General features: G+C 72.7%; 17 protein-coding genes. 4 read left to right on the top strand and 13 right to left on the bottom strand.

Annotation, left to right across the window (positions count from 1 at the left end; genetic code table 11):
- Positions 1 to 465: 465 nt before the first annotated feature.
- The 3 genes from ABT403_RS19610 to thyX all read right to left on the bottom strand — a co-directional run bounded on the left by ABT403_RS19610 (position 466) and on the right by thyX (position 4,153).
- A complete protein-coding gene (locus ABT403_RS19610; RefSeq protein WP_344170760.1) occupies positions 466 to 2,151 on the bottom strand; it encodes a ribonuclease J in 1,686 nt (561 codons plus the stop codon).
- Between the two features lie 114 nt (positions 2,152 to 2,265).
- Positions 2,266 to 3,165: a 4-hydroxy-tetrahydrodipicolinate synthase gene (gene dapA, locus ABT403_RS19605; RefSeq protein WP_344170757.1), complete on the bottom strand. Its 900-nt coding sequence runs from the start codon at positions 3,163 to 3,165 to the stop codon at positions 2,266 to 2,268.
- 247 nt (positions 3,166 to 3,412) lie between these two features.
- Positions 3,413 to 4,153, bottom strand: a complete 741-nt coding sequence (thyX, locus tag ABT403_RS19600; RefSeq protein ID WP_344170754.1) for an FAD-dependent thymidylate synthase — start codon at positions 4,151 to 4,153, stop codon at positions 3,413 to 3,415.
- Between the two features lie 204 nt (positions 4,154 to 4,357).
- Between thyX and ABT403_RS19595 the strand changes: the two genes are divergently transcribed.
- Both ABT403_RS19595 and ABT403_RS19590 read left to right on the top strand, forming a co-directional pair.
- Positions 4,358 to 4,600, top strand: coding sequence for a hypothetical protein (locus tag ABT403_RS19595; RefSeq protein ID WP_042814171.1), 243 nt, complete (start codon positions 4,358 to 4,360; stop codon positions 4,598 to 4,600).
- A gap of 47 nt (positions 4,601 to 4,647) precedes the next feature.
- On the top strand, positions 4,648 to 5,202 hold the full coding sequence (locus tag ABT403_RS19590; protein WP_344170749.1) for an SCO5741 family PH domain-containing membrane protein: 555 nt from the start codon (positions 4,648 to 4,650) through the stop codon (positions 5,200 to 5,202).
- Positions 5,203 to 5,279: 77 nt separating this feature from the next.
- Here the strand turns inward: ABT403_RS19590 and ABT403_RS19585 are convergent, their stop codons facing one another.
- The 6 genes from ABT403_RS19585 to eccD form a co-directional block, all read right to left on the bottom strand.
- Positions 5,280 to 5,723, bottom strand: coding sequence for a hypothetical protein (locus ABT403_RS19585; protein WP_344170746.1), 444 nt, complete (start codon positions 5,721 to 5,723; stop codon positions 5,280 to 5,282).
- 15 nt (positions 5,724 to 5,738) lie between these two features.
- The gene (dapB, locus tag ABT403_RS19580; protein WP_344170743.1) at positions 5,739 to 6,491 is read right to left on the bottom strand and encodes a 4-hydroxy-tetrahydrodipicolinate reductase; all 753 of its coding nucleotides are present in this window, start codon (positions 6,489 to 6,491) and stop codon (positions 5,739 to 5,741) included.
- Between the two features lie 26 nt (positions 6,492 to 6,517).
- Complete coding sequence (locus ABT403_RS19575) at positions 6,518 to 7,897, bottom strand: M16 family metallopeptidase (protein WP_344170740.1); 1,380 nt, start codon at positions 7,895 to 7,897, stop codon at positions 6,518 to 6,520.
- Positions 7,894 to 10,113 carry a polyribonucleotide nucleotidyltransferase gene (locus ABT403_RS19570; protein WP_344170789.1) on the bottom strand — a complete coding sequence of 740 codons (2,220 nt, stop codon included), beginning with the start codon at positions 10,111 to 10,113 and terminating at the stop codon, positions 7,894 to 7,896. Before ABT403_RS19570 ends, ABT403_RS19575 begins: the two co-directional genes overlap by 4 nt.
- 318 nt (positions 10,114 to 10,431) lie before the next feature.
- The gene (rpsO, locus tag ABT403_RS19565; protein WP_007266917.1) at positions 10,432 to 10,719 is read right to left on the bottom strand and encodes a 30S ribosomal protein S15; all 288 of its coding nucleotides are present in this window, start codon (positions 10,717 to 10,719) and stop codon (positions 10,432 to 10,434) included.
- A gap of 171 nt (positions 10,720 to 10,890) precedes the next feature.
- A complete protein-coding gene (eccD, locus tag ABT403_RS19560) occupies positions 10,891 to 12,372 on the bottom strand; it encodes a type VII secretion integral membrane protein EccD (RefSeq protein WP_344170737.1) in 1,482 nt (493 codons plus the stop codon).
- 242 nt (positions 12,373 to 12,614) lie between these two features.
- Here eccD and eccCa point away from each other — a divergent pair, with 242 nt between their 5' ends.
- Together eccCa and ABT403_RS19550 are read left to right on the top strand one after the other, a co-directional pair.
- The gene (gene eccCa, locus ABT403_RS19555) at positions 12,615 to 16,553 is read left to right on the top strand and encodes a type VII secretion protein EccCa (RefSeq protein ID WP_344170734.1); all 3,939 of its coding nucleotides are present in this window, start codon (positions 12,615 to 12,617) and stop codon (positions 16,551 to 16,553) included.
- Between the two features lie 126 nt (positions 16,554 to 16,679).
- Positions 16,680 to 16,913, top strand: a complete 234-nt coding sequence (locus ABT403_RS19550; protein WP_030227593.1) for a DUF397 domain-containing protein — start codon at positions 16,680 to 16,682, stop codon at positions 16,911 to 16,913.
- Between the two features lie 87 nt (positions 16,914 to 17,000).
- Here the strand turns inward: ABT403_RS19550 and ABT403_RS19545 are convergent, their stop codons facing one another.
- The 4 genes from ABT403_RS19545 to eccB are packed head-to-tail and all read right to left on the bottom strand — an operon-like array spanning position 17,001 to position 20,549.
- Positions 17,001 to 17,309, bottom strand: a complete 309-nt coding sequence (locus ABT403_RS19545; protein ID WP_344170730.1) for a WXG100 family type VII secretion target — start codon at positions 17,307 to 17,309, stop codon at positions 17,001 to 17,003.
- A 28-nt stretch (positions 17,310 to 17,337) separates the two neighbouring features.
- Positions 17,338 to 17,679 carry a WXG100 family type VII secretion target gene (locus ABT403_RS19540; RefSeq protein WP_344170727.1) on the bottom strand — a complete coding sequence of 114 codons (342 nt, stop codon included), beginning with the start codon at positions 17,677 to 17,679 and terminating at the stop codon, positions 17,338 to 17,340.
- Positions 17,676 to 18,965 (bottom strand): type VII secretion-associated serine protease mycosin, encoded by a 1,290-nt coding sequence (gene mycP, locus ABT403_RS19535; protein WP_425580359.1) that lies wholly within the window; start codon positions 18,963 to 18,965, stop codon positions 17,676 to 17,678. The genes ABT403_RS19540 and mycP overlap by 4 nt, the downstream gene beginning before the upstream one ends.
- The gene (gene eccB / locus ABT403_RS19530; RefSeq protein WP_344170724.1) at positions 18,966 to 20,549 is read right to left on the bottom strand and encodes a type VII secretion protein EccB; all 1,584 of its coding nucleotides are present in this window, start codon (positions 20,547 to 20,549) and stop codon (positions 18,966 to 18,968) included.
- Between the last annotated feature and the right edge of the window lie 121 nt (positions 20,550 to 20,670).

Genomic DNA, 20,670 nt, shown 5'->3' with positions numbered 1-20,670 from the left:
CATCCACCGGAGTGGACGGGGTATCAACTTCTGGCGTTGATTTTTGGCACGCTGTTGAGTTCTCAAGGAACGGACGCTTCCTTTGTACTCACCCTTTCGGGCTTTCCTCCGGGCTTTCGTTCTTGCGATTCAGACTCTATCAGAGTCTTTTCTCGCTCGCTTTCCAGGTTCTTCGCTTTCGCGTTTTCCCTTTCCGGCGGTTCCGACTCTATCAGACTCTTTTCCGTTCCGTTTCCGGTCTGGATTCGAATTCCGATGGCCTTCGGGGGGCCTTTTCCCTTTCGGGCGAGACAGACTTTATCAGGTTTCCCCGGTCTGGATTCCCACCCTCCCCGGCACTCCGGTCCGGGCACACGTGTGTGTGCCGTTCCGTGCGGGGTGGAGTCGTCAACTTACTGGAGCGGGGCCCCCGGACGCAAATCCGGTTGCCCCGCTCCGGTGATGTCGCTACCGGTGAGGCCGGGATCAGACCTCGACGACGACCGGGAGGATCATCGGGCGGCGGCGGTAGCCGTCGGAGACCCACTTGCCCACCGTACGGCGGATGAGCTGCTGGATCTGGTGCGGCTCGGCCACGCCGTCGGCCGCGGCGCGGGCGATGGCCTCCTCGATCTTCGGGACGATCGCCGTGAAGGCGGAGTCCTCGATGCCGGAGCCGCGGGCCTGGATGTTCGGGCCGCTGACGACCTTGCCGGTGGTGCTGTCCACCACGACGAAGACCGAGACGATGCCCTCGTCGCCCAGGATGCGGCGGTCCTTCAGGGAGGCCTCGGTGACGTCGCCGACCGAGAGGCCGTCCACGTACACGTAGCCGGCCTGGACCTTGCCGGAGATGCGGGCCTTGCCGTCGATCAGGTCGACGACCACGCCGTCCTCGGCGATGACGATGCGGTCCTTGGGGACGCCCGTCATGGCGCCGAGCTCGGCGTTGGCGCGCAGGTGGCGCCACTCGCCGTGGACCGGCATCAGGTTCTTCGGCTTGCAGATGTTGTAGAAGTACAGCAGCTCGCCGGCCGAGGCGTGGCCCGAGACGTGGACCTTGGCGTTGCCCTTGTGGACGACGTTCGCGCCCCAGCGGGTCAGGCCGTTGATCACGCGGTAGACCGCGTTCTCGTTGCCGGGGATCAGGGAGGACGCCAGGATCACGGTGTCGCCGGGGACGATCCGGATCTGGTGGTCGCGGTTGGCCATGCGGGACAGGGCCGCCATCGGCTCGCCCTGGGAGCCCGTGCAGACCAGCACGACCTCGTCGTCCGGCAGGTCGTCGAGGGTCTTGACGTCGACGACGAGGCCCGCCGGGACCCGCAGGTAGCCCAGGTCACGGGCGATGCCCATGTTGCGGACCATGGAGCGGCCGACGAAGGCGACCCGGCGGCCGTACTCGTGGGCGGCGTCCAGGATCTGCTGGATGCGGTGCACGTGGCTGGCGAAGGACGCCACGATGATCCGCTTCTGGGCACCCGCGAAGACCCCGCGGATGACGTTGGAGATGTCGCGCTCCGGCGGGACGAAGCCCGGGACCTCGGCGTTCGTCGAGTCCGAGAGGAGGAGGTCGATGCCCTCCTCGCTCAGACGCGCGAAGGCGTGCAGGTCGGTGAGGCGGTTGTCCATCGGGAGCTGGTCCATCTTGAAGTCGCCGGTGGCGACGACGAGACCCGCGTCCGTGCGGATGGCGACGGCCAGGGCGTCCGGGATGGAGTGGTTGACCGCGATGAACTCGCAGTCGAAGGGCCCGAGGTTCTCGCGCTCGCCCTCCTTCACCTCAAGGGTGTAGGGGCGGATGCGGTGCTCCTGGAGCTTGGCCTCGATGAGGGCCAGCGTCAGCTTGGAGCCGATCAGCGGGATGTCCGGCTTCTCCCGGAGGAGGTAGGGGACGGCGCCGATGTGGTCTTCGTGGCCGTGGGTGAGGACGATGCCCTCGACGTCGTCGAGCCGGTCCCGGATGGACGTGAAGTCCGGAAGGATCAGGTCGATGCCCGGCTGCTCCTCCTCGGGGAAGAGGACGCCGCAGTCGACGATCAGCAGGCGGCCGTCGAACTCGAAGACGGTCATGTTGCGGCCGATCTCGCCGAGACCGCCCAGCGGGGTGACCCGCAGGCCGCCCTTGGGGAGCTTCGGCGGCGGGCCGAGTTCAGGGTGCGGATGGCTCAAAAGGTTCTCCTTCACCACGCGCGCCACGTGCCCCTCAGGCACGTGGCGCGCATGTCATTCGTGCACTTGCTCTTGTCTGTTTCGGTTCTGCTTGTTCAGTTGTGAAGTCCGTTGTCAGAGCTGTACCCCGCCGGCGGCGAGATCGAGCTTGAGCTGGGCCGTCTCTTCGTCGGTGAGGCCGACCAGCGGGAGCCGCAGCGGGCCCGCGGGCAGGCCCTGGAGGTTCAGGGCCGCCTTGGTGGTCATGACGCCCTGGGTGCGGAACATGCCCGTGAAGACCGGGAGCAGCTTCTGGTGGATCTCGGTGGCCTTCTGGACGTCGCCGCCGAGGTGGGCCTCCAGCATCTCGCGCAGCTCGGGGGCGACCACGTGGCCGACGACGGAGACGAAGCCCACGGCGCCGACCGACAGGAGCGGCAGGTTCAGCATGTCGTCGCCGGAGTACCAGGCCAGGCCGCTCTGCGCGATGGCCCAGCTGGCGCGGCCGAGGTCGCCCTTGGCGTCCTTGTTGGCGACGATGCGGGGGTGCTCGGCGAGCCTGACCAGGGTTTCCGTGTTGATCGGGACGCCGCTGCGGCCGGGGATGTCGTAGAGCATGACCGGCAGCCCGGTGGCGTCCGCGATGGCCGTGAAGTGCTGGAAGAGGCCTTCCTGCGGCGGCTTGCTGTAGTAGGGCGTGACCGCGAGCAGGCCGTGGGCGCCGGTGCGCTCGGCCTGGCGGGCCAGCTCGAGGGTGTGGCGGGTGTCGTTGGTGCCGATTCCGGCCACGACGTGGGCGCGGTCGCCGACCGCTTCGAGTACGGCTCGTACGAGGTCGTTTTTCTCCGCGTCGGTGGTCGTGGGGGACTCACCGGTGGTGCCGTTGATGATCAGGCCGTCGTTGCCTGCGTCCACCAGGTGGACGGCGAGACGCTGCGCGCCGTCGAGGTCGAGTGCGCCATCCGCCGTAAACGGCGTGATCATGGCGGTGAGGACCCGCCCGAAGGGGGTCTGCGGAGTCGAGATCGGAGCCATGGGTAACACGCTACTCGCTGCCATGCTCGCGGTGTCCCCTCGGGGGACGTCAACCGGGGATCCGTCGTCGTGTCCCCCGGCGGTGGCCGGGGGAGGTGGCTGGGCTGTTGGATCCCGGCACTGCCTGCTCGGGGGTTCAAGCAGTGCCGGGTCCGTTTGATCAGCCTAGATGAACTTTCCGAAACGCCGCAATACGGACACTTGGGACTTGTCCCAGCACATCCGTACGCCGTGCGTGGACCGGACCTTACGGGGCAACGCGACCGTTGCCGTTGAAGGCCGCGTAGGTCAGCGGCATGAGCTTCGCCCAGTGCTGCTCCATCTTCTCGCCGACCATCTCGATCTCCCGCTGCGGGAAGGACGGCACCGTCGCCAGCTCGTGCTGGGTGCGCAGGCCGAGGAAGTGCATGAGCGAGCGCGCGTTGCAGGTCGCGTACATCGACGAGAACAGGCCGACCGGCAGGACCGCCCGGGCGACCTCGCGGGCCACGCCGGCCGCGAGCATCTCCCGGTACGCCTCGTAGGCCTGGCGGTAGCTGTCCTCCATGACCCGGCCGGTCAGCTCCTGCTGCGCCTCGGTGCCCTCGACGAAGACGTACTTGCCCGGGCGGCCCTCCTGGACGAGCTTGCGCTCGGCGTCGGGGACGTAGAAGACCGGCTGGAGCTCCCTGTAGCGGCCGGACTCCTCGTTGTAGGACCAGCCCACGCGGTGGCGCATGAACTCGCGGAACACGAAGATCGGCGCGCTGATGAAGAAGGTCATCGAGTTGTGCTCGAAGGGGCTGCCGTGGCGGTCGCGCATCAGGTAGTTGATGAGGCCCTTGGAGCGCTCCGGGTCCTTCTGGAGCTCGTCGAGGGACTGCTCGCCGGCCGTCGACACACGGGCGGCCCACAGCACGTCGCTGTCGGCGGCGGAGTGCTTGACCAGCTCCACCGTCACATCACTGCGGAAGCTGGGTTTCAGGTCGGGGGCGACGGTCTCGCTCACACGGGGTCCTTCCGAACGGGTCTTTCCTGGGGCGCGTTCACTCTACGGCGATCCGCGCGGCCCGCCCGCCAGGCCCCGGCGGCCCGGGCAGCTGACGGGGCGCCACGAGTTTCGGTGAATGTCCCGGAATCCGGCACCGATCGCCCCGTTCGTTCGTCTCACAGGACACAAGCACCAGCCCCCTACTCCAAGGAGTGTTGCCCCATGTTTCGCCGCCGGCGCGAACCCGTCCCGTTCGCCTTCGTCGCCGAGGCCGACCGTTTCAGAAGCAACGTCACTCCGCCGCCGCGCGAGAGTCTGAGCATGACCCAGATCACCGCCCGTAGTCTGGTCGGACTGACCGTGGTGGCGGGGCTCGTCGGCTCCCTGCTCTTCGGCATGCCCGCCCTCCAGCCCTACAAGGCCACCGGCAAGGCGCAGCAGTCGGAGGCCTCCGAGGGGCGATAGCCTCACGGGCACAGATCAACGAACGTGCATGTGAGTGAGGTCCACCCGTGCCCCTGCCCTTCCTGACGGCCGACGGCGTCTTCGACGCACACGAGGACGAAGCCCTCCCCCATGCGGATCCCGAGCGCTGGCGGCGCCCCTACCGGCCCGGCCCCTGGCGGGTGGCCGGTGCGGCGCTGCTGCTGCTGGTCTCGGCCTTCATGCTGCTGGCCACCGTGATCATCGCCTTCGCGGGCACCTGGGCCGGCGCCGCCGGTGCGGGGGCCGCCTCGCTGCTCGTGGTCGGGGCCGCGCTGCGGATCCTGCGCGCGGGTGTGTGGGTGAGCCCGAGCGGGCTGCGCCACGTGGGGTTCTTCTCGACCCGTTCGCTCCCCTGGAGCGAGGTCGAGGGGGTCCGCACGGTCCAGCAGCCCGTGCGCTGGCTGGGGCTGCCGAGGACCGTGCAGGGGCAGGCGCTGACGGTGGCCGGGCGCGGCGGTGCGGGGCTTCCCGTGCTGCTGACCGACCACAGCGCCGACTTCCTGTCGCGCGGTGAGGCCTTCGACCGGGCGGCCGGTCAGGTCGAGGCGTGGGCCGAGGAGTACCGTGCCGTGCCCGCCTGACGGATGGTGAGCACGACGAGGGCCCGTACGGGGATCATCCTGTACGGGCCCTTCTCGTCGTCCGCGCCGTACGGCGGCTACGCGTGCGCGCGGTGCAGGGCGATGGCCCGCTGCATGGCCTTGCGGGCCCGCGGGGTGTCGCGGGCGTCGTGGTAGGCGACGGCGAGGCGGAACCAGGTGCGCCAGTCCCCCGGCGCGTCCTCGGTCTCGGCCTTGCGGCGCGCGAAGACCTCGTCGGCGGAGTCCCGCAGGATCCGGCCGTACCCGTCCCGCTCCAGTTCGTCGACGGGCAGGCCGCCCTCGGCCTCCAGTTCGGCGGCGAGCTGGTTGGCGCGGGTGACGAACCGGGTGTTCATCCAGAGGAACCAGATGCCGATGACCGGCAGGATCAGTACGGCGACACCGAAGGTGACGGTGAGCCAGGTGCCCTGCCCGATCAGCATCAGGCCCCGGCTGCCGACCAGGACGAAGTAGACGACCAGGACGGCGGCCGTGAGGAAGTAGGTGATCTTCGCGCGCATGGTGCTACTGCCTCATCAGCCGAGGTCGAGGAAGTGTTCCAGGCCGAAGGTGAGGCCCGGGGTCTGCGTCACGCGGCGCACGCCGAGCAGGATGCCCGGCATGAAGCTGCTGTGGTGCAGGGAGTCGTGACGGATGGTCAGGGTCTCGCCCTCGCCGCCGAGCAGCACCTCCTGGTGGGCCAGCAGGCCGCGCAGGCGGACGGCGTGCACCGGGACTCCGCCGACGTCGGCGCCGCGGGCGCCTTCGAGGCCGGTGGCGGTGGCGTCGGGCTGGGCGCCCAGGCCCGCTTCGGCGCGGGCGGCCGCGATGAGCTGGGCCGTACGGGTCGCGGTGCCGGAGGGCGCGTCGACCTTGTGGGGGTGGTGCAGCTCGACGACCTCGACGGACTCGAAGTAGCGGGCGGCCTGGGCGGCGAACTTCATGGTGAGGACGGCGCCGATGGAGAAGTTCGGGGCGATGAGCACCCCGGTCTCCGGGGAGCCGGCCAGCCAGCCGTTCAGCCGGCCGAGGCGGTCCTCGTTCCAGCCGGTGGTGCCGACGACGGCGTGGATGCCGTGGCCCACGAGGTAGTCGAGGTTGTCCATCACCGAGTCGGGGGTGGTCAGCTCGACGGCGACCTGGGCGCCGGCCGCGGCCAGCGTCTCCAGCTTGTCGCCCCGGCCGAGGGCCGCCACCAGTTCCATGTCGGCGGCGGCCTCGACGGCCTTGACGGCCTCGGAGCCGATGCGGCCCTGGGCGCCGAGGACTGCCACGCGCAGCTTGCTCATGCTTGTTTCCTTCACTCCGTACGGGACTAGGCGACCGCTTCGTCCAGGCGGGCCGCCTGCTTCTCCTTGAGCGGGCCGACCACCGCGAGCGAGGGCCGCTGTGCCAGTACATCGCGGGCGACCGCGCGGACGTCGTCCGGGGTCACCTCGGAGATGTGGGCCAGCATGTCGTCGACGGACATCTGGTCGCCCCAGCACAGCTCGCTCTTGCCGATGCGGTTCATGATCGCTCCGGTGTCCTCCAGGCCGAGGACGGTCGAGCCGGAGAGCTGGCCGACGGCGCGCCGGATCTCCTCGTCGCCGAGCCCCTCGGAGGCGACCTTGTCGAGCTCGTCGCGGCAGATCCGCAGCACGTCGTGGACCTGGCTGGGCCGGCAGCCGGCGTAGACCCCGAAGAGGCCGGTGTCGGCGAAGCCGGAGGTGTACGAGTACACGCTGTAGGCCAGGCCGCGCTTCTCGCGGACCTCCTGGAAGAGCCGGGAGGACATGCCTCCGCCGAGGGCGGTGTTCAGTACGCCGAGGGCCCAGCGGCGGTCGTCGGTGCGGGCCAGGCCCGGCATGCCGAGGACCACGTGGGCCTGCTCGGTCTTGCGGTTCACCAGGTCGACGCGGCCGGCGGTGCGCACGCGCTTGCTGCCGGTGCGCGGTCCGAGGGGGATCGCGTCGGTGTCGCGCAGGGCGCCGGCCTTCTCGAAGGCGGCGCGGACCTGGCGTACGACCTTGGCGTGGTCGACGTTGCCGGCGGCGGCGACGACCAGGCGGGTGGGGTCGTAGTGCTTCTTCCAGAAGCGGCGGATCCGGTCGGCGCCGAGGGCGTTGATGGTGTCGACGGTGCCGAGGACGGGGCGGCCGAGCGGCGAGTCCCCGTACATGGTCTGGGCGAAGAGGTCGTGGACCATGTCGCCCGGGTCGTCCTCGGTCATCGCGATCTCTTCGAGGATGACGCCGCGCTCGGCGTCGACGTCCTCCTCGCGGATCAGCGAGCCGGTGAGCATGTCGCAGACCACGTCGATGGCCAGTGGCAGGTCGGTGTCGAGCACCCGCGCGTAGTAGCAGGTGTACTCCTTCGCCGTGAAGGCGTTCATCTCGCCGCCGACCGCGTCGATCGCGGAGGAGATGTCGAGGGCGGTGCGCTTGGCGGTGCCCTTGAAGAGGAGGTGCTCGAGGTAGTGGGTGGCGCCGTTCAGGGAGGGCGTCTCGTCGCGGGAGCCGACGTTGGCCCAGATGCCGAAGGTGGCGGAGCGCACGGACGGCAGCGTCTCGGTGACCACGCGCAGTCCGCCGGGGAGGACGGTGCGGCGGACGGTGCCGATGCCGTTCTCGCCCTTGAGGAGGGTTTGGGTACGGGCGACGGCCCGCCCCTCCGAAGAGGGGCGGGCCGTCACACGGGAACTACGCGACGTCACTTGTCGGAGTCGTCCTTGTCAGCCTCGGCGGCGTCCTCGCCCTCGATCACGGGGACCAGGGAGAGCTTGCCGCGCTGGTCGATCTCGGCGATCTCGACCTGCACCTTGGTGCCGACCGCGAGCACGTCCTCGACGTTCTCCACGCGCTTGCCACCGGCGAGCTTGCGGATCTGCGAGATGTGCAGCAGGCCGTCCTTGCCGGGCATGAGGGAGACGAAGGCACCGAAGGTGGTGGTCTTGACGACCGTACCCAGGTAGCGCTCGCCGACCTCCGGCATGGTCGGGTTGGCGATCGCGTTGATCGTGGAGCGGGCGGCCTCGGCGGCCGGGCCGTCGGCGGCACCGATGTAGATGGTGCCGTCGTCCTCGATCGTGATCTCGGCGCCGGTGTCCTCCTGGATCTGGTTGATCATCTTGCCCTTGGGGCCGATGACCTCACCGATCTTGTCCACCGGGATCTTGACGGTGATGATCCGCGGGGCGTTCGGGGACATCTCGTCCGGCGTGTCGATCGCTTCCATCATCACGTCGAGGATGTGGAGACGGGCGTCGCGGGCCTGGGTGAGGGCCGCGGCCAGGACGGAGGCCGGGATGCCGTCCAGCTTGGTGTCGAGCTGGAGGGCGGTGACGAACTCCTTGGTGCCGGCGACCTTGAAGTCCATGTCGCCGAAGGCGTCCTCCGCACCGAGGATGTCGGTGAGGGCGACGTAGTGGGTCTTGCCGTCGATCTCCTGGGAGATCAGGCCCATGGCGATACCGGCGACGGGGGCCTTGAGGGGCACACCGGCGTTCAGCAGCGACATGGTGGAGGCGCAGACCGAGCCCATGGACGTCGAACCGTTGGAGCCGAGGGCCTCGGACACCTGGCGGATCGCGTAGGGGAACTCCTCGCGGGTCGGCAGGACCGGCACGATCGCGCGCTCGGCGAGCGCGCCGTGGCCGATCTCGCGGCGCTTCGGGGAGCCGACGCGGCCGGTCTCGCCGACGGAGTACGGCGGGAAGTTGTAGTTGTGCATGTAGCGCTTGCGGGTCACCGGGGAGAGGGTGTCCAGCTGCTGCTCCATGCGGAGCATGTTGAGGGTGGTGACGCCCAGGATCTGGGTCTCGCCACGCTCGAACAGCGCCGAGCCGTGCACGCGCGGGATGGCCTCGACCTCGGCGGCCAGCGTGCGGATGTCGGTCAGGCCACGGCCGTCGATGCGGACCTTGTCCTTGATGACGCGCTCGCGCACCAGGGCCTTGGTCAGGCTGCGGTAGGCGGCGGAGATCTCCTTCTCGCGGCCCTCGAAGGCCGGGAGGAGCTTCTCGGCGGCGATGTCCTTGACGCGGTCCAGCTCGGCCTCGCGGTCCTGCTTGCCCGCGATGGTCAGCGCCTGGGAGAGCTCGCCCTTGACGGCGGCCGCGAGGGCCTCGTACACGTCGTCCTGGTAGTCCAGGAAGACCGGGAACTCGCCCTCGGGCTTGGCGGCCTTGGCGGCCAGGTCGGCCTGGGCCTTGCACAGGACCTTGATGAAGGGCTTCGAGGCCTCGAGGCCGGCGGCCACGATCTCCTCGGTGGGCGCCTCGGCGCCGCCCTTGACCAGGGCGATGGTCTGCTCGGTGGCCTCGGCCTCGACCATCATGATCGCGACGTCGCCGTCCTCCAGGACGCGGCCCGCGACGACCATGTCGAAGACGGCGTCCTCGAGCTCGGTGTGCGTCGGGAAGGCCACCCACTGGCCGCGGATCAGCGCGACGCGGACGCCGCCGATCGGGCCGGAGAAGGGCAGGCCGGCCAGCTGCGTGGACGCGGACGCGGCGTTGATCGCGATGACGTCGTACAGGTGGTCCGGGTTGAGCGCCATGACGGTGGCGACGACCTGGATCTCGTTGCGCAGGCCCTTCTTGAAGGAGGGGCGCAGCGGGCGGTCGATCAGGCGGCAGGTGAGGATCGCGTCCTCGGAGGGGCGGCCCTCGCGGCGGAAGAAGGAGCCGGGGATCTTGCCCGCGGCGTACTGCCGCTCCTCGACGTCGACCGTCAGGGGGAAGAAGTCGAGCTGGTCCTTGGGCTTCTTCGACGCGGTGGTCGCGGAGAGCACCATCGTGTCGTCGTCCAGGTAGGCGACGGCGGAACCGGCGGCCTGGCGGGCGAGGCGGCCCGTCTCGAAGCGGATGGTGCGGGTGCCGAAGGAACCGTTGTCGATCACGGCCTCGGCGTAGTGGGTCTCGTTCTCCACTAGCGTTTTCTCCATTTTCGTCGTCTCCGTCCGCCACCCGTGTGGTGGAGGACGTCCGTCCGGCCACCCGTGTGGTGGGGGACGGTTGCGGAGAAGCGCTCCTGGCGTGCGGGCCGGTCTTCGATCGAAGCACCCGGCTCTCAGCCCCTTCCGTGGGGGCTTTCCGGATGCCACTACCGAGGACCGGCGGCGTAGGGAGGGCGCTCCTCCTCTTCAGTTGTGCGCTGTGACTCAGCCTACAAAGGGTCGGCCGGGTCGCGCACGTACGGCAAAGGGAGCGGCCCCATCTCTGTGGGAACCGCTCCCTTCACAGTGTGCTTACTTGGCGCCGGCCGCACCGCGGCGGATGCCGAGGCGCTCGACCAGCGTACGGAAGCGCTGGATGTCCTTCTTGGCCAGGTACTGCAGCAGGCGGCGGCGCTGGCCGACCAGGATCAGCAGACCACGACGGGAGTGGTGGTCGTGCTTGTGGGTCTTGAGGTGCTCGGTCAGGTCCGAGATGCGGCGGGAGAGCATCGCGACCTGGACCTCGGGAGAGCCGGTGTCGCCCTCCTTGGCACCGAATTCGGCGATGATCTGCTTCTTCGTAGCGGCGTCGAGCGGCACGCTTACTCCTCTTGTGGGTCTTCGTGGCCACCGAGTGCCCCAGGTCGAATTCTCTGGGGAGCTTCCGTGACTCGGGAGGCGGGGTCCGCTGAGCGCAGCCTCCAGAGGTTTCCGGGGGCGCGTACACAAACGGCCGTCACACAGCGTACCAGGCTGCCGGGTCGCGACGTCTCAGCTGGTGAGAGAGCGGGCGCGGCCGTATACGTCGAGCACGGCCAGGGCCAGGGGGACCGGGCAGAGCAGGACCGCGGCCTCGGTGAGGTCGAGCAGCCTTCCCCAGAAGGGTGACAGGCCCCTGTGGGGGATGACAAGCGAGATTCCCGCGCAGAGGGCCGCGCCGGCGGCGACGGCGGCCGAGAGCCCCAGCGTGCGCAGGCCCGGGCCGGCGGGGCCGGCGGCGGGGGTGTGCAGCGCCAGGCCCAGGACGAGCAGGGTGAGGGCGGCGAGGCCGGCGGTGAGGGCGCAGACCACCTGTGCGGTGTGGCGGAAGAGGCGGGCGCGCAGCAGTACGGCCAGGCCGGTGGCCAGGGCCAGCAGGCGTGCCCAGGTGTTCCCGGAGGCGCCGAGGACGGCGGCGGCGCCCACGGTGACGGCGGCGCAGCCCCCGGCCAGGCCGAGGAGCAGTTCGTGGGCGCGGCGGGCGCGGGCGGCGACGGCCCCGGTGTCGACGGCGGCGCCGCCCGGGTCCGGGTGGCGCTCGCCCGGCCGGTCACCGTACGGGGCGGTGTCGTCGCGGTCCGGGGTCCCGTCGGCGGGGTCCGTCGCGTGCGGCGGGTCGTAGCCGATGGGGAGGCGGGCGAGGCGGGCGGCGAGGGCGGGCAGGAAGGAGACGAGGCCGAGGGCGGCGGGGGCGCAGACGGCGGCGACGGCGGTGGCGGAGGCTCCGGTGGTGAGGGCGGTGAAGGCGGCGAGGGTCCCGGTGGCGGAGAGGAGGGCGGCCGCGACGAAGGGGGCGTCCCCGTCGGGGGTGAGCGCGGTCAGGGCGGCGGAGGCGACGAGGACGCAGGCGCAGCCGAGCAGGAACTGGAGGCGGCCGGGTCCCTGGCCGGGGGCGGGAGCCACGAGGGCGGCGCCGGCGATCAGCAGGTGCGGCAGTCCCCCGAGGCCGAGGGTGACGGCGGAGCCCCGGTCGCGGTGGACGCGGGCGCGGACCGCGGCGGCGGCGGTGAGCAGGAGGCCGACGGTCGCGGCGATGGTGCCGGGCAGGCCGTGAACGTCGTGGCGGACGGGGTCGGCGTACCAGAGGACGAGGCCGAGCAGGACGAGGAGCACGGCGCAGCCGGCCAGGCCGGCGCCGCGGAGCATGTCCTCGCTCCAGCGGCGGCGGTCGCGGGCGACGGCGCGGGCGACGGCGTCGCAGACGTCGTCGAACACGGCGGGCGGGAGGGACTCGGCGAAGGGGCGCAGGGCGAGCACCTCGCCGTCGAGGACCTGCTGGGCGGCGAGGGTGCGGGCGCCGTCGAGGACGGTGCCGCAGCGGCGGACGAGGTGGAAGCCGGCGGGGGCTCCGGCGGGCTGTCCCTGGCCGGTGAGGCGCAGCAGTCCGGGGTAGACGTCGGCGAGGGCGATGTCCTCCGGGAGGGCGACGTCGACGCGGGCGTCAGGGGCCACGACGGTGACCCTGCAGAAGCCGGTCGACTCGGCCGTGTTCACCTGTGTGACCCCCTGTTCGGCGCCCGTCTGGCTTCCGGTTCGCGGCCGCGCACGGGCGGGTGCGCGGGGTGCGGGCGTGGTGCGGGCGCCACCGTACCCGGGCGGCGGTGGGGCCGGCGGCCAGTAGGATCGCCGTCGCCGCCGGGCCCGGGAGGGCGGAAATCCCCTTCCAGTCCGGGGACTTGGGGCGTCGGTCGCGGCGTTCCCTCCGCCGTCAGGGAGTCGATGGGGTTGGTGCTCCGGTGAGCTTGATCGTCGTCAAGCGTCCGCCCCGGTCGCTGCCGCCCGGGGTTCCCTCGAACGAGGTGCGGCTGGAGGCGCCTCCGGTGCTGCCCCGGGGGCAGCAGGAGGGTCTGCTGATGCAGCTGCTGCCCGTGCTGGGTGTCGGCTCCTCGGTCGTCTTCTACTTCTCGTCGGGCTCGAATCCGTTCATGCGGGTCATGGGCGTGGTGATGCTGGTGTCCACGGCGGGCATGGTGGCGGGCCAGCTGGTGCGCCACCGGCGCGGGGCGCAGGGGCACATGGCCGACGCGCGGCGGGACTACCTCCGGTACCTGGCGCGGACCCGCCGTCAGGTGCGCGCGACGGCGCGGGCGCAGCGTGACGCGCAGTGGTACCTGCACCCGGATCCGGAGCAGCTGTGGTCGGTGGTGGCGGACGGGTCGCGGCTGTGGGAGCGGCGGGCCGGGGACGCGGACTTCGGGCAGGCCCGCCTGGGGCTGGGCGTGCAGCGGCTGGCGACCCCGCTGGTGGCGCCGGACACGGCGCCCGTGGACGAGCTGGAGCCGCTGACGGCGGGGGCGATGCGGCGGTTCCTGCGGGTGCACTCCTCGCTGGAGGGGCTGCCGGTGGCGGTGTCGGTGCGGGCGTTCTACCACCTGACGGTGTCCGGGGAGGCGGAGTCGGCGCGCGGGGCGGCGCGGGCGCTGGTGGCGCAGCTGGTGACGCTGCACTCCCCCGATGACCTGGTGGTCGGTGTGGTGGCGGGGCCGGGGGCGGTGGCCTCGTGGGACTGGGTGAAGTGGCTGCCGCACGCGCAGGTGCCGGGGCAGGTGGACGGCGCGGGGACGAAGCGGCTGTTCGGCGACGACCTCGGGGAGCTGGAGGGGCTGCTGGGGTCGCGGCTGGAGGGGCGGCCGCGGTTCGGCCGGGACGCGGCGCCGCTGCTGGACCGGCCGCACCTGATCGTGGTCCTCGACGGGGGCGCGGTGGCGCCGGACTCGGTGCTGGCGGGGCCCGAGGGGCTCCAGGGGGTGACGGTCGTGGAGGTGGTCGCGGGGGAGCTGGACGAGCGGCGCGGCGGGCTGTCGGTGGTGGTGCGGCCGGGGCGGCTGCGGCTGGAGTCGGCGGCGGGGACCGTGTACGAGGGGGTGCCGGACGTCCTGCCGCTGCCGGCGGCCGAGGCCCTGGCCCGGCAGCTGGCGCCGCTGCGGACGGGTGGCGGGGACGAGGACGAGCCGCTGCTGGCGAACCTGGACTTCACCGATCTGCTGGGCCTGGGCGACGCGGCCTCGGTCGACGTGAACCGCACCTGGCGGCCGCGGTCGGCCGGTGAGCGGCTGCGGGTGCCGATCGGGGTGGGTGAGGACGGGGCGCCGGTGATGCTGGACCTGAAGGAGGCCGCGCAGGAGGGCATGGGCCCGCACGGGCTGTGCGTGGGCGCGACGGGTTCGGGCAAGTCGGAGCTGCTGCGGACGCTGGTGCTGGGGCTGGCCGTGACGCACACGTCGCGGACGCTGAACTTCGTCCTGGCGGACTTCAAGGGCGGCGCCACCTTCACGGGCATGGGACGGCTGCCGCACGTGGCGGCGGTGATCACCAACCTGGCGGACGACCTGACGCTGGTCGACCGGATGGGCGACTCGATCCGGGGCGAGCTCCGGCGGCGCCAGGAGCTGCTGCGCGCGGCGGGCAACCACGCGAACGTCCACGACTACGAGAGGGCGCGCGCGGCCGGTGCCCCGCTGGAGCCGCTGGCCTCGCTGGTGCTGGTGATCGACGAGTTCAGCGAGCTGCTGTCCGCGAAGCCCGACTTCATCGACATGTTCATCCAGATCGGCCGGATCGGCCGCTCGCTGGGCGTGCACCTGCTGCTGGCCTCGCAGCGGCTGGAGGAGGGGCGGCTGCGGGGGCTGGAGACGTATCTGTCGTACCGGGTCGGGCTGCGGACCTTCTCGGCGGCGGAGTCGAGGACGGCGATCGGGGTTCCGGACGCCTACCACCTGCCGTCGGTGCCCGGTTCGGGCTATCTGAAGTCCGGGACGGACGAGATGACGCGGTTCAAGGCGGCGTACGTCTCGGGCCCCTACCGCCCGGGCGGGCGGGAGCCGTCGGCGGGGCCGTTCCCGCTGGAGCGGCGGCCGGCGCTGTTCACGGCGGCCACGGTGCCGGCGGTGTACGCGGGGGCGGACCCGGTCCGTCCGGCGGCGGGGCCGGAGCCGGGCGAGGACGCGCTCGCTGACTCGGTGCTGGACGTGATCGTGGCGCGGCTGGAGGGGCAGGGGGTGCCGGCGCACCAGGTGTGGCTGCCGCCGCTGGACCGGTCGCCCTCGCTGGACCGGCTGCTGCCTGCGGCGGAGGGCGGGGCGTATCCCGGGGGCCGGGCGCGGCAGGGCGCGCTGGTGGTGCCGCTGGGGCTGGTTGACAAGCCGTTCGAGCAGCGGCGCGAGGTGCTCCTGCGGGACTTCTCGGGGGCGGCGGGCCACCTGCTGGTGGTCGGCGGGCCGCAGTCCGGCAAGTCGGTGCTGGTGCGGACGCTGATCTCGGCGTTCGCGCTGACGCACACCCCGGCGGAGGTGCAGTTCTACGGGCTGGACTTCGGTGGCGGCGGCATGTCGGCGGTGGCCGGGCTGCCGCACGTCGGCGGGATCGCCTCGCGGCTGGATCCAGAGCGGGTGCGGCGTACGGTCGCGGAGGTGGCGGGGATCCTGGACCGCCGCGAGGAGTTCTTCCGGGCGAACGGCGTCGACTCGATGGCCTCCTACCGGCGCGCGCGGGCGGCGGGCGGGCTGCCGGGCGAGGCGTGGGGGGACGTCTTCCTGGTGGTCGACGGCTGGGGCGGGTTCCGCGGCGAGTACGAGGGCCTGGAGCAGGTGGTCACGGACATCGCCTCGCGCGGCCTGGGCTACGGGATCCACCTGGTGGTGACGGCGGCCCGTTACATGGAGGTGCGGGCCGCGCTCAAGGACCAGATCCCGGGGCGCCTGGAGCTGCGGCTCGGCGACGTCATGGACTCCGAGTTCGACCGCCGGGTCGCGGCGAACGTCCCGGCGGGGATGCCGGGGCGCGGCCAGGTGCCGGAGGAGCTGCACTTCCTGGGCGCGCTGCCGCGCGTCGACGGCGGGCACGGCACGGAGGACCTGGCGCGGGGTACGGCGGAGCTGGTGGCGTCGGTGCGGGCGGGCTGGACCGGTCCCCCGGCCCCGGCCGTACGGCTGCTGCCGAAGGTGCTGCACGCCGACCGGCTGCCCGGCGGCGGGGAGTTCCCGGACCGGGGCATCGCGATCGGCATCGACGAGACGGCGCTGGAGCCGGTGTTCGTGGACTTCGAGTCGGACCCCTTCTTCCTGGTGTTCGGGGAGGGCGAGTCGGGCAAGACGAACCTGTTGCGGCTGATCGCCCGGCGGATCGCCGAGCGCTACCCCCCGGACCGGGCGAAGCTGGTGGTCGGGGACTACCGGCGCGGCCTGCTGGGCGCGCTGCCGGAGGAGCACCTGTTGGAGTACGCGCCGGTGGCGGGCTCCCTGGAGACGCACATGGAGGCGCTGGCCGGGGTGTTCGCGCGGCGCCGGCCGCCCGCCGACGTCACGCCGCGGCAGCTGCGGGAGCGCAGCTGGTGGACGGGGCCGGAGGTGTTCGTGGTGATCGACGACTACGACCTGGTGGCCGCGGGCCGGGGCAACCCGCTGGCGCCGCTGGTGGAGTTCCTGCCGTTCGCCCGGGACGCCGGTGTCCGCTTCGTCGTCGCGCGGAGTACGGCGGGGGCCTCGCGGGCCCTGTACGAGCCGTTCATGCAGCGGATCAGGGAGCTGGGCGCGCAGGGCGTGGTGCTGTCGGGCGACCCGTCCGAGGGTGACCTGCTCGGCGCGGTCCGCCCCCGCCCGATGCCGCCGGGCCGCTGCTTCCACGTCTCCCGCAGGCGGGGCACCTCGCTGGTGCAGCTGGGCCGGATGCCGGGCTAGCGGGACGGCGGCGGCCGGAGGCCGGGGGTTCGTTTCCGGCGGAAACGGCCCCGGGCGGCCCGCTTGCGCAGATAATCGGCTGCGAAGACCGAGCAGCACCGCACGACCGACGGGAAGGGCCGCATCATGGGCACCCAGCAGGAGAAGGACGAGCTGTACGCGCTCGACATCAGCGGCGTCGAGTGGCAGGGGCCGCCCGGGACCAGCCCGGACGAGGAGCGCGTCGAGATCGCCAAGCTGCCCGAGGGTGCGGTGGCGATGCGGTCCTCCCTGGACCGTGACACGGTGCTGCGCTACACGGCGGCCGAGTGGGAGGCCTTCGTCCTCGGGGCCCGGGACGGGGAGTTCGACCTCACCTGAGGCGGCCGGAAGCGGCGTGAGGGGGCGTGCCCGGCAGTCGGGCGCGCCCCCTCCGGCCTCCGCGCGCGGGGGCCGGGCCGGTACGGGTCAGAAGGACTCGGTGAACATCCGGGAGGCCTTCCGGTCGGTGGCGCGGTAGTCGCCCTTTCCGCGTTCGATGAGCCGGGCGACGGCCTCCAGCCTCTTCTGCATGTGGCCGGCGCGGGCGTGGTACTTCTTCTGGAGGGCGAGGTACTCGTGGTGTGCCAGGCCGTCCCAGGTGTCGGTGACGACCTTCACGGCACTCTCCATCTCCTCCAGGTCCTTGAGGATGTTCCTGGAGACGACGCGGATGCGGTCCGCCATCTGCTGGACGCTGTCGTACCGGACCCGGGTGTGACCGTCGTGGCCGGGCATGTGCTTCTCCTTCGTTCGGGGGCGTGGGTCAGAGGCTGTCGAGGCCCGAGCGGACGCGGGTGCCGGCTCCGTCGTCGACCGAGCCGAACGCGGCGCGCACCTCCTCGTCCTGGGCGTTGGTGAGGTTCTTGGTCTGCGTCACGGCCTCGTGGAGCACTCCGAGCAGCCGGCGGATCTCGTCGTGGTCGAGGTTGAGGTCGGTCTGGGCCCTGGTGAAGCCGTCGGCGCCGGCACCGGTCCAGCCCGCGCCGACGGTGGCCAGGATGTCGGCCAGCTCCCGGGACTGGCTGGACACGGCGTCGGCCGTCTCGGAGATCTTGCGGGCCGCCTTGACGACGGGGTCGTCGGCGAGTCCGAAGTCGTCGGTCATCCCAAGCTCCTCGCTTCTCGGTTGCTGGTTTCGTGGTCGCGGGATCGCGGCCCTGATCGCGGTCGGCGCCGGCGGCCGGCCTCGCGGGCGACGGCGGCGGTCACGGCGATGACCGCGACCAGCAGGCCCGTGACGCCCAGGGCGTACGCGGCGATGCGCTCGTCGCGCTCGCGGGCGGTCCCGGTGCGCCGGAGCGGCACGGCCTGCGGGGCGGGCGCCGGGGGCGGGCCGGCGTCGGGTACGGGGGCCGTGGGCGTCTCGTGGTCGCGGGTGAGCGCCCGTACGGGGTCCACGACGCCCCAGCCCACCTGGTCGTCCCGGCCGTTGACGGAGCGCTGGGCGGTGTTCTGGATCTGCCAGACCACCTCCCGCACCGTCCACCGCGGGTGTGCGGCGCGCAGCAGGGCGGCGACGCCGGCGACGTAGGGGGCGGAGAAGCTGGTGCCGTCGTCGACGCACTGGCCGGAGCCGGGGACGGTGGAGACGATGTCGACGCCGGGGGCGGCGACGCCGACGAAGTCGCCGGGCTGGGAGAAGGCCGCCCGTTCGTCGTTGCGGTCGGATGCGGCGACGGCGAGGACGCCGGGGAAGGCGGCCGGGTAGGTACGGCGTCTGACGCCGTCGCGGCCGCCGTTGCCGGCGGAGGCGACGACCACGGCCCGGGTCACCGCCCGGCCGACGGCCCGGGCGAGCTCGGAGTCGGGGCTCTGGGGGGCGGTCGTGTCCTGGGAGATGTTGATGACCCCGGCACCCTGCTCGACGGCGTGGTCGACGGCCCGGGCGAGGACGGCGGGGTCGGCGGGGGCCCGTCCGTCGTTCTGCCGGATGGGGATGACGGTGGCCTCGGGGGCCAGGCCGACGAAGCCGGTGCCGGGCCGGGGGCGGGCCGCGATCAGCCCGGCGACCTTGGTGCCGTGGCCCACGGTGTCGTGGGTGCCGTCGCCGCCGGGGTCGAGGAAGTCCCGGCCGGCGGCGGTGTCGAGGGCGCCGGCCAGCTGGGGGTTGGCGCGGTCGACTCCGCTGTCGATGACCGCCACCCGGACGCCCGCGCCCCTGGTCCGCGCCCACAGGGCGTCGAAGGTGAGCCGCTGGAGGGGCCAGGGGCGCTCCGCGATCTGCCGGCGCATGGGGAAGGCGCACTCCCCCGCGCCGGCCGGGTCCGGCGCGTACGCGGACCGGGCGTGGACGTGGGCGGGGGCGGCGGGTGAGGTGAGGAGGGTGAGCGCGAGGACGGCCGCCGGCAGGGCGGCGGCTCGCGGGGGCCGGGGCACGGCCGGGGTCCTCATTCAGGAGCCCTGGGGCTGGCGGGCCGAGTCGGTGTCCAGGCGGGGCCCCTTGGAGAGGAACTCCGACCAGGCCGCGGGCACCGGCACGGGGACGATCCCGCCGTAGCCGAGCCGGACCTGGGCCTGACCGGGCTCGTACCGGCCGTCGCCGGATCCGCCCGGGGCCTGCGGGCCCGGGACCCCGGCGCCGGGCCGCCCCGCGCCGCCGTCGGCCGGTACGGCGTACCGCAGACCGGTGTCGGTGACCAGGAAGAGGGCGCCGCCGGCGCCGTCCGGGCGGCCGCGGACCTGCGTGTAGAGCAGGCCCGTGCCGGGGGTGACGTACGCGCCGGTGCCGCCGGCCGTGATGTCGACGGGGAAGCCGGGGCCGGCCCAGGTGCTCAGCGTCGGTTCGCCCCGGTCGTCGACGGAGCGCAGGACGCTGCACACGGTGTCGCGCCGCTCCCCCGCCGGTGCGGAGCCGGGGCCGGTCCCGACGCTGTTGACCGGGGTGCCCTGGGTGCGGGGCCAGCGGACGTCGTCCTTGAAGGCGGGGACGCCGGGGCCGGTGCGCAGGGCCTGGACGTCGACCTCGCGGGCCCGGCCGCGCATGCCGAGCGGGCCGGTCGCGGGGGCGGCGATCAGCAGCCGGGCGACGAACTCCGAGACCCCGGCGACCCGGTCGGGCAGGACGACGTAGTGCTGGGTGCCCGAGCCGGTCCGGGCGCTGAGCACCATGCCGACCCTGTTCCCGTCGGCGCCCAGGCCCGGCGCGCCGGCGGTGGCGCCGACGGTCCCGGGGAGCTGCGGGAAGCCGAGGTCGTCGCCGGGTGCGAGGGTGGCCAGCCACTCCTCGGTCACGGGCTGGGGGGTGGCTCCCGTTCCGACCAGGGCCGTGGTCAGGGTCCCGGAGTCGGGGCGGCCGTCCGGTAACCGGTACTTCGTACCGGCCGGGTCGACCAGGTAGCGCTCCCCGGCGCCGCCGGTGCTGCGGACGTACAGCACCTGGCCGCCCGTGGTGCGGTGCGCGCCGTCCAGCAGGCCCGCCTCGCGGTCGGCGAGGACGAAGGCCGCGGTCCGCACGCCGCGGCCGTCGCCGCCGGACCGCTGGCAGACGGCCCAGCGCTTGGCCTTCGCGGCGTCCCGCTCGGCGGGGAGCCGGTCGGGGGCGTACGGGATGCCGATGACGGGCCCGCGCGGGGGCTTGCCCGCGTCCAGTAACCCGTCGTCGATCCGGGACACCTCCGTGGAGTGGCGCGGGTCGAGGAGGAGGCGGGCGGAGGCCAGGTTCAGCACGGGGTGCAGCCGGGTCCGGGCCGTGCCGTCGACGTCGGTGGAGAGCACCACGTACCGGGTCGTCGACCGCTTCCCGACGATGACCATCGCCCCGGGGGTGTCCCAGCCCTTGGGCGCCTGCGGGCTGAACAGGCCCCACACGCCGGCGCCGGAGACCAGGAGGGCGCCGGCGACCAGCCCGGGCAGGACGGTGCGCAGCGGGCGGGGGGCGTCCTCCTCGGTGCCGGTGGCGGAGGGCCGGAGGAAGGCCGCCACCGTGCGCCGCTTCGCAAAGGTGTACGCATTGAGCTCGTCGCGCCGGGATGCCATGACCGCCTGCTCCTCCCCCTACGGCCCGGTCGGCGGGGCCTGGTCGTCGGACCGGGGCCCTACTATGCCTCGTGACGGAGGGTCAGCGGACACGGCCGTGTGCGCCCGGACTCGCAGGTCC

Origin of the sequence: Streptomyces sp. NPDC000075 (assembly GCF_040301925.1) — a bacterium.
GTDB classification, from domain to species: domain Bacteria; phylum Actinomycetota; class Actinomycetes; order Streptomycetales; family Streptomycetaceae; genus Streptomyces; species Streptomyces polychromogenes.
Note: the sequence above shows the minus strand (reverse complement) of the source record. Positions and strands in the feature narration are given on the sequence as shown.

Coding starts and splice junctions, on each gene's coding strand:
- eccB (WP_344170724.1), bottom strand. CDS start 20,549: ATGGCATCCCGGCGCGACGAGCTCAATGCGTACACCTTTGCGAAGCGG.
- ABT403_RS19540 (WP_344170727.1), bottom strand. CDS start 17,679: ATGACCGACGACTTCGGACTCGCCGACGACCCCGTCGTCAAGGCGGCC.
- ABT403_RS19585 (WP_344170746.1), bottom strand. CDS start 5,723: ATGCGCGCGAAGATCACCTACTTCCTCACGGCCGCCGTCCTGGTCGTC.
- dapB (WP_344170743.1), bottom strand. CDS start 6,491: ATGAGCAAGCTGCGCGTGGCAGTCCTCGGCGCCCAGGGCCGCATCGGC.
- ABT403_RS19550 (WP_030227593.1), top strand. CDS start 16,680: ATGGGCACCCAGCAGGAGAAGGACGAGCTGTACGCGCTCGACATCAGC.
- dapA (WP_344170757.1), bottom strand. CDS start 3,165: ATGGCTCCGATCTCGACTCCGCAGACCCCCTTCGGGCGGGTCCTCACC.
- ABT403_RS19545 (WP_344170730.1), bottom strand. CDS start 17,309: ATGCCCGGCCACGACGGTCACACCCGGGTCCGGTACGACAGCGTCCAG.
- mycP (WP_425580359.1), bottom strand. CDS start 18,965: ATGAGGACCCCGGCCGTGCCCCGGCCCCCGCGAGCCGCCGCCCTGCCG.
- ABT403_RS19595 (WP_042814171.1), top strand. CDS start 4,358: ATGTTTCGCCGCCGGCGCGAACCCGTCCCGTTCGCCTTCGTCGCCGAG.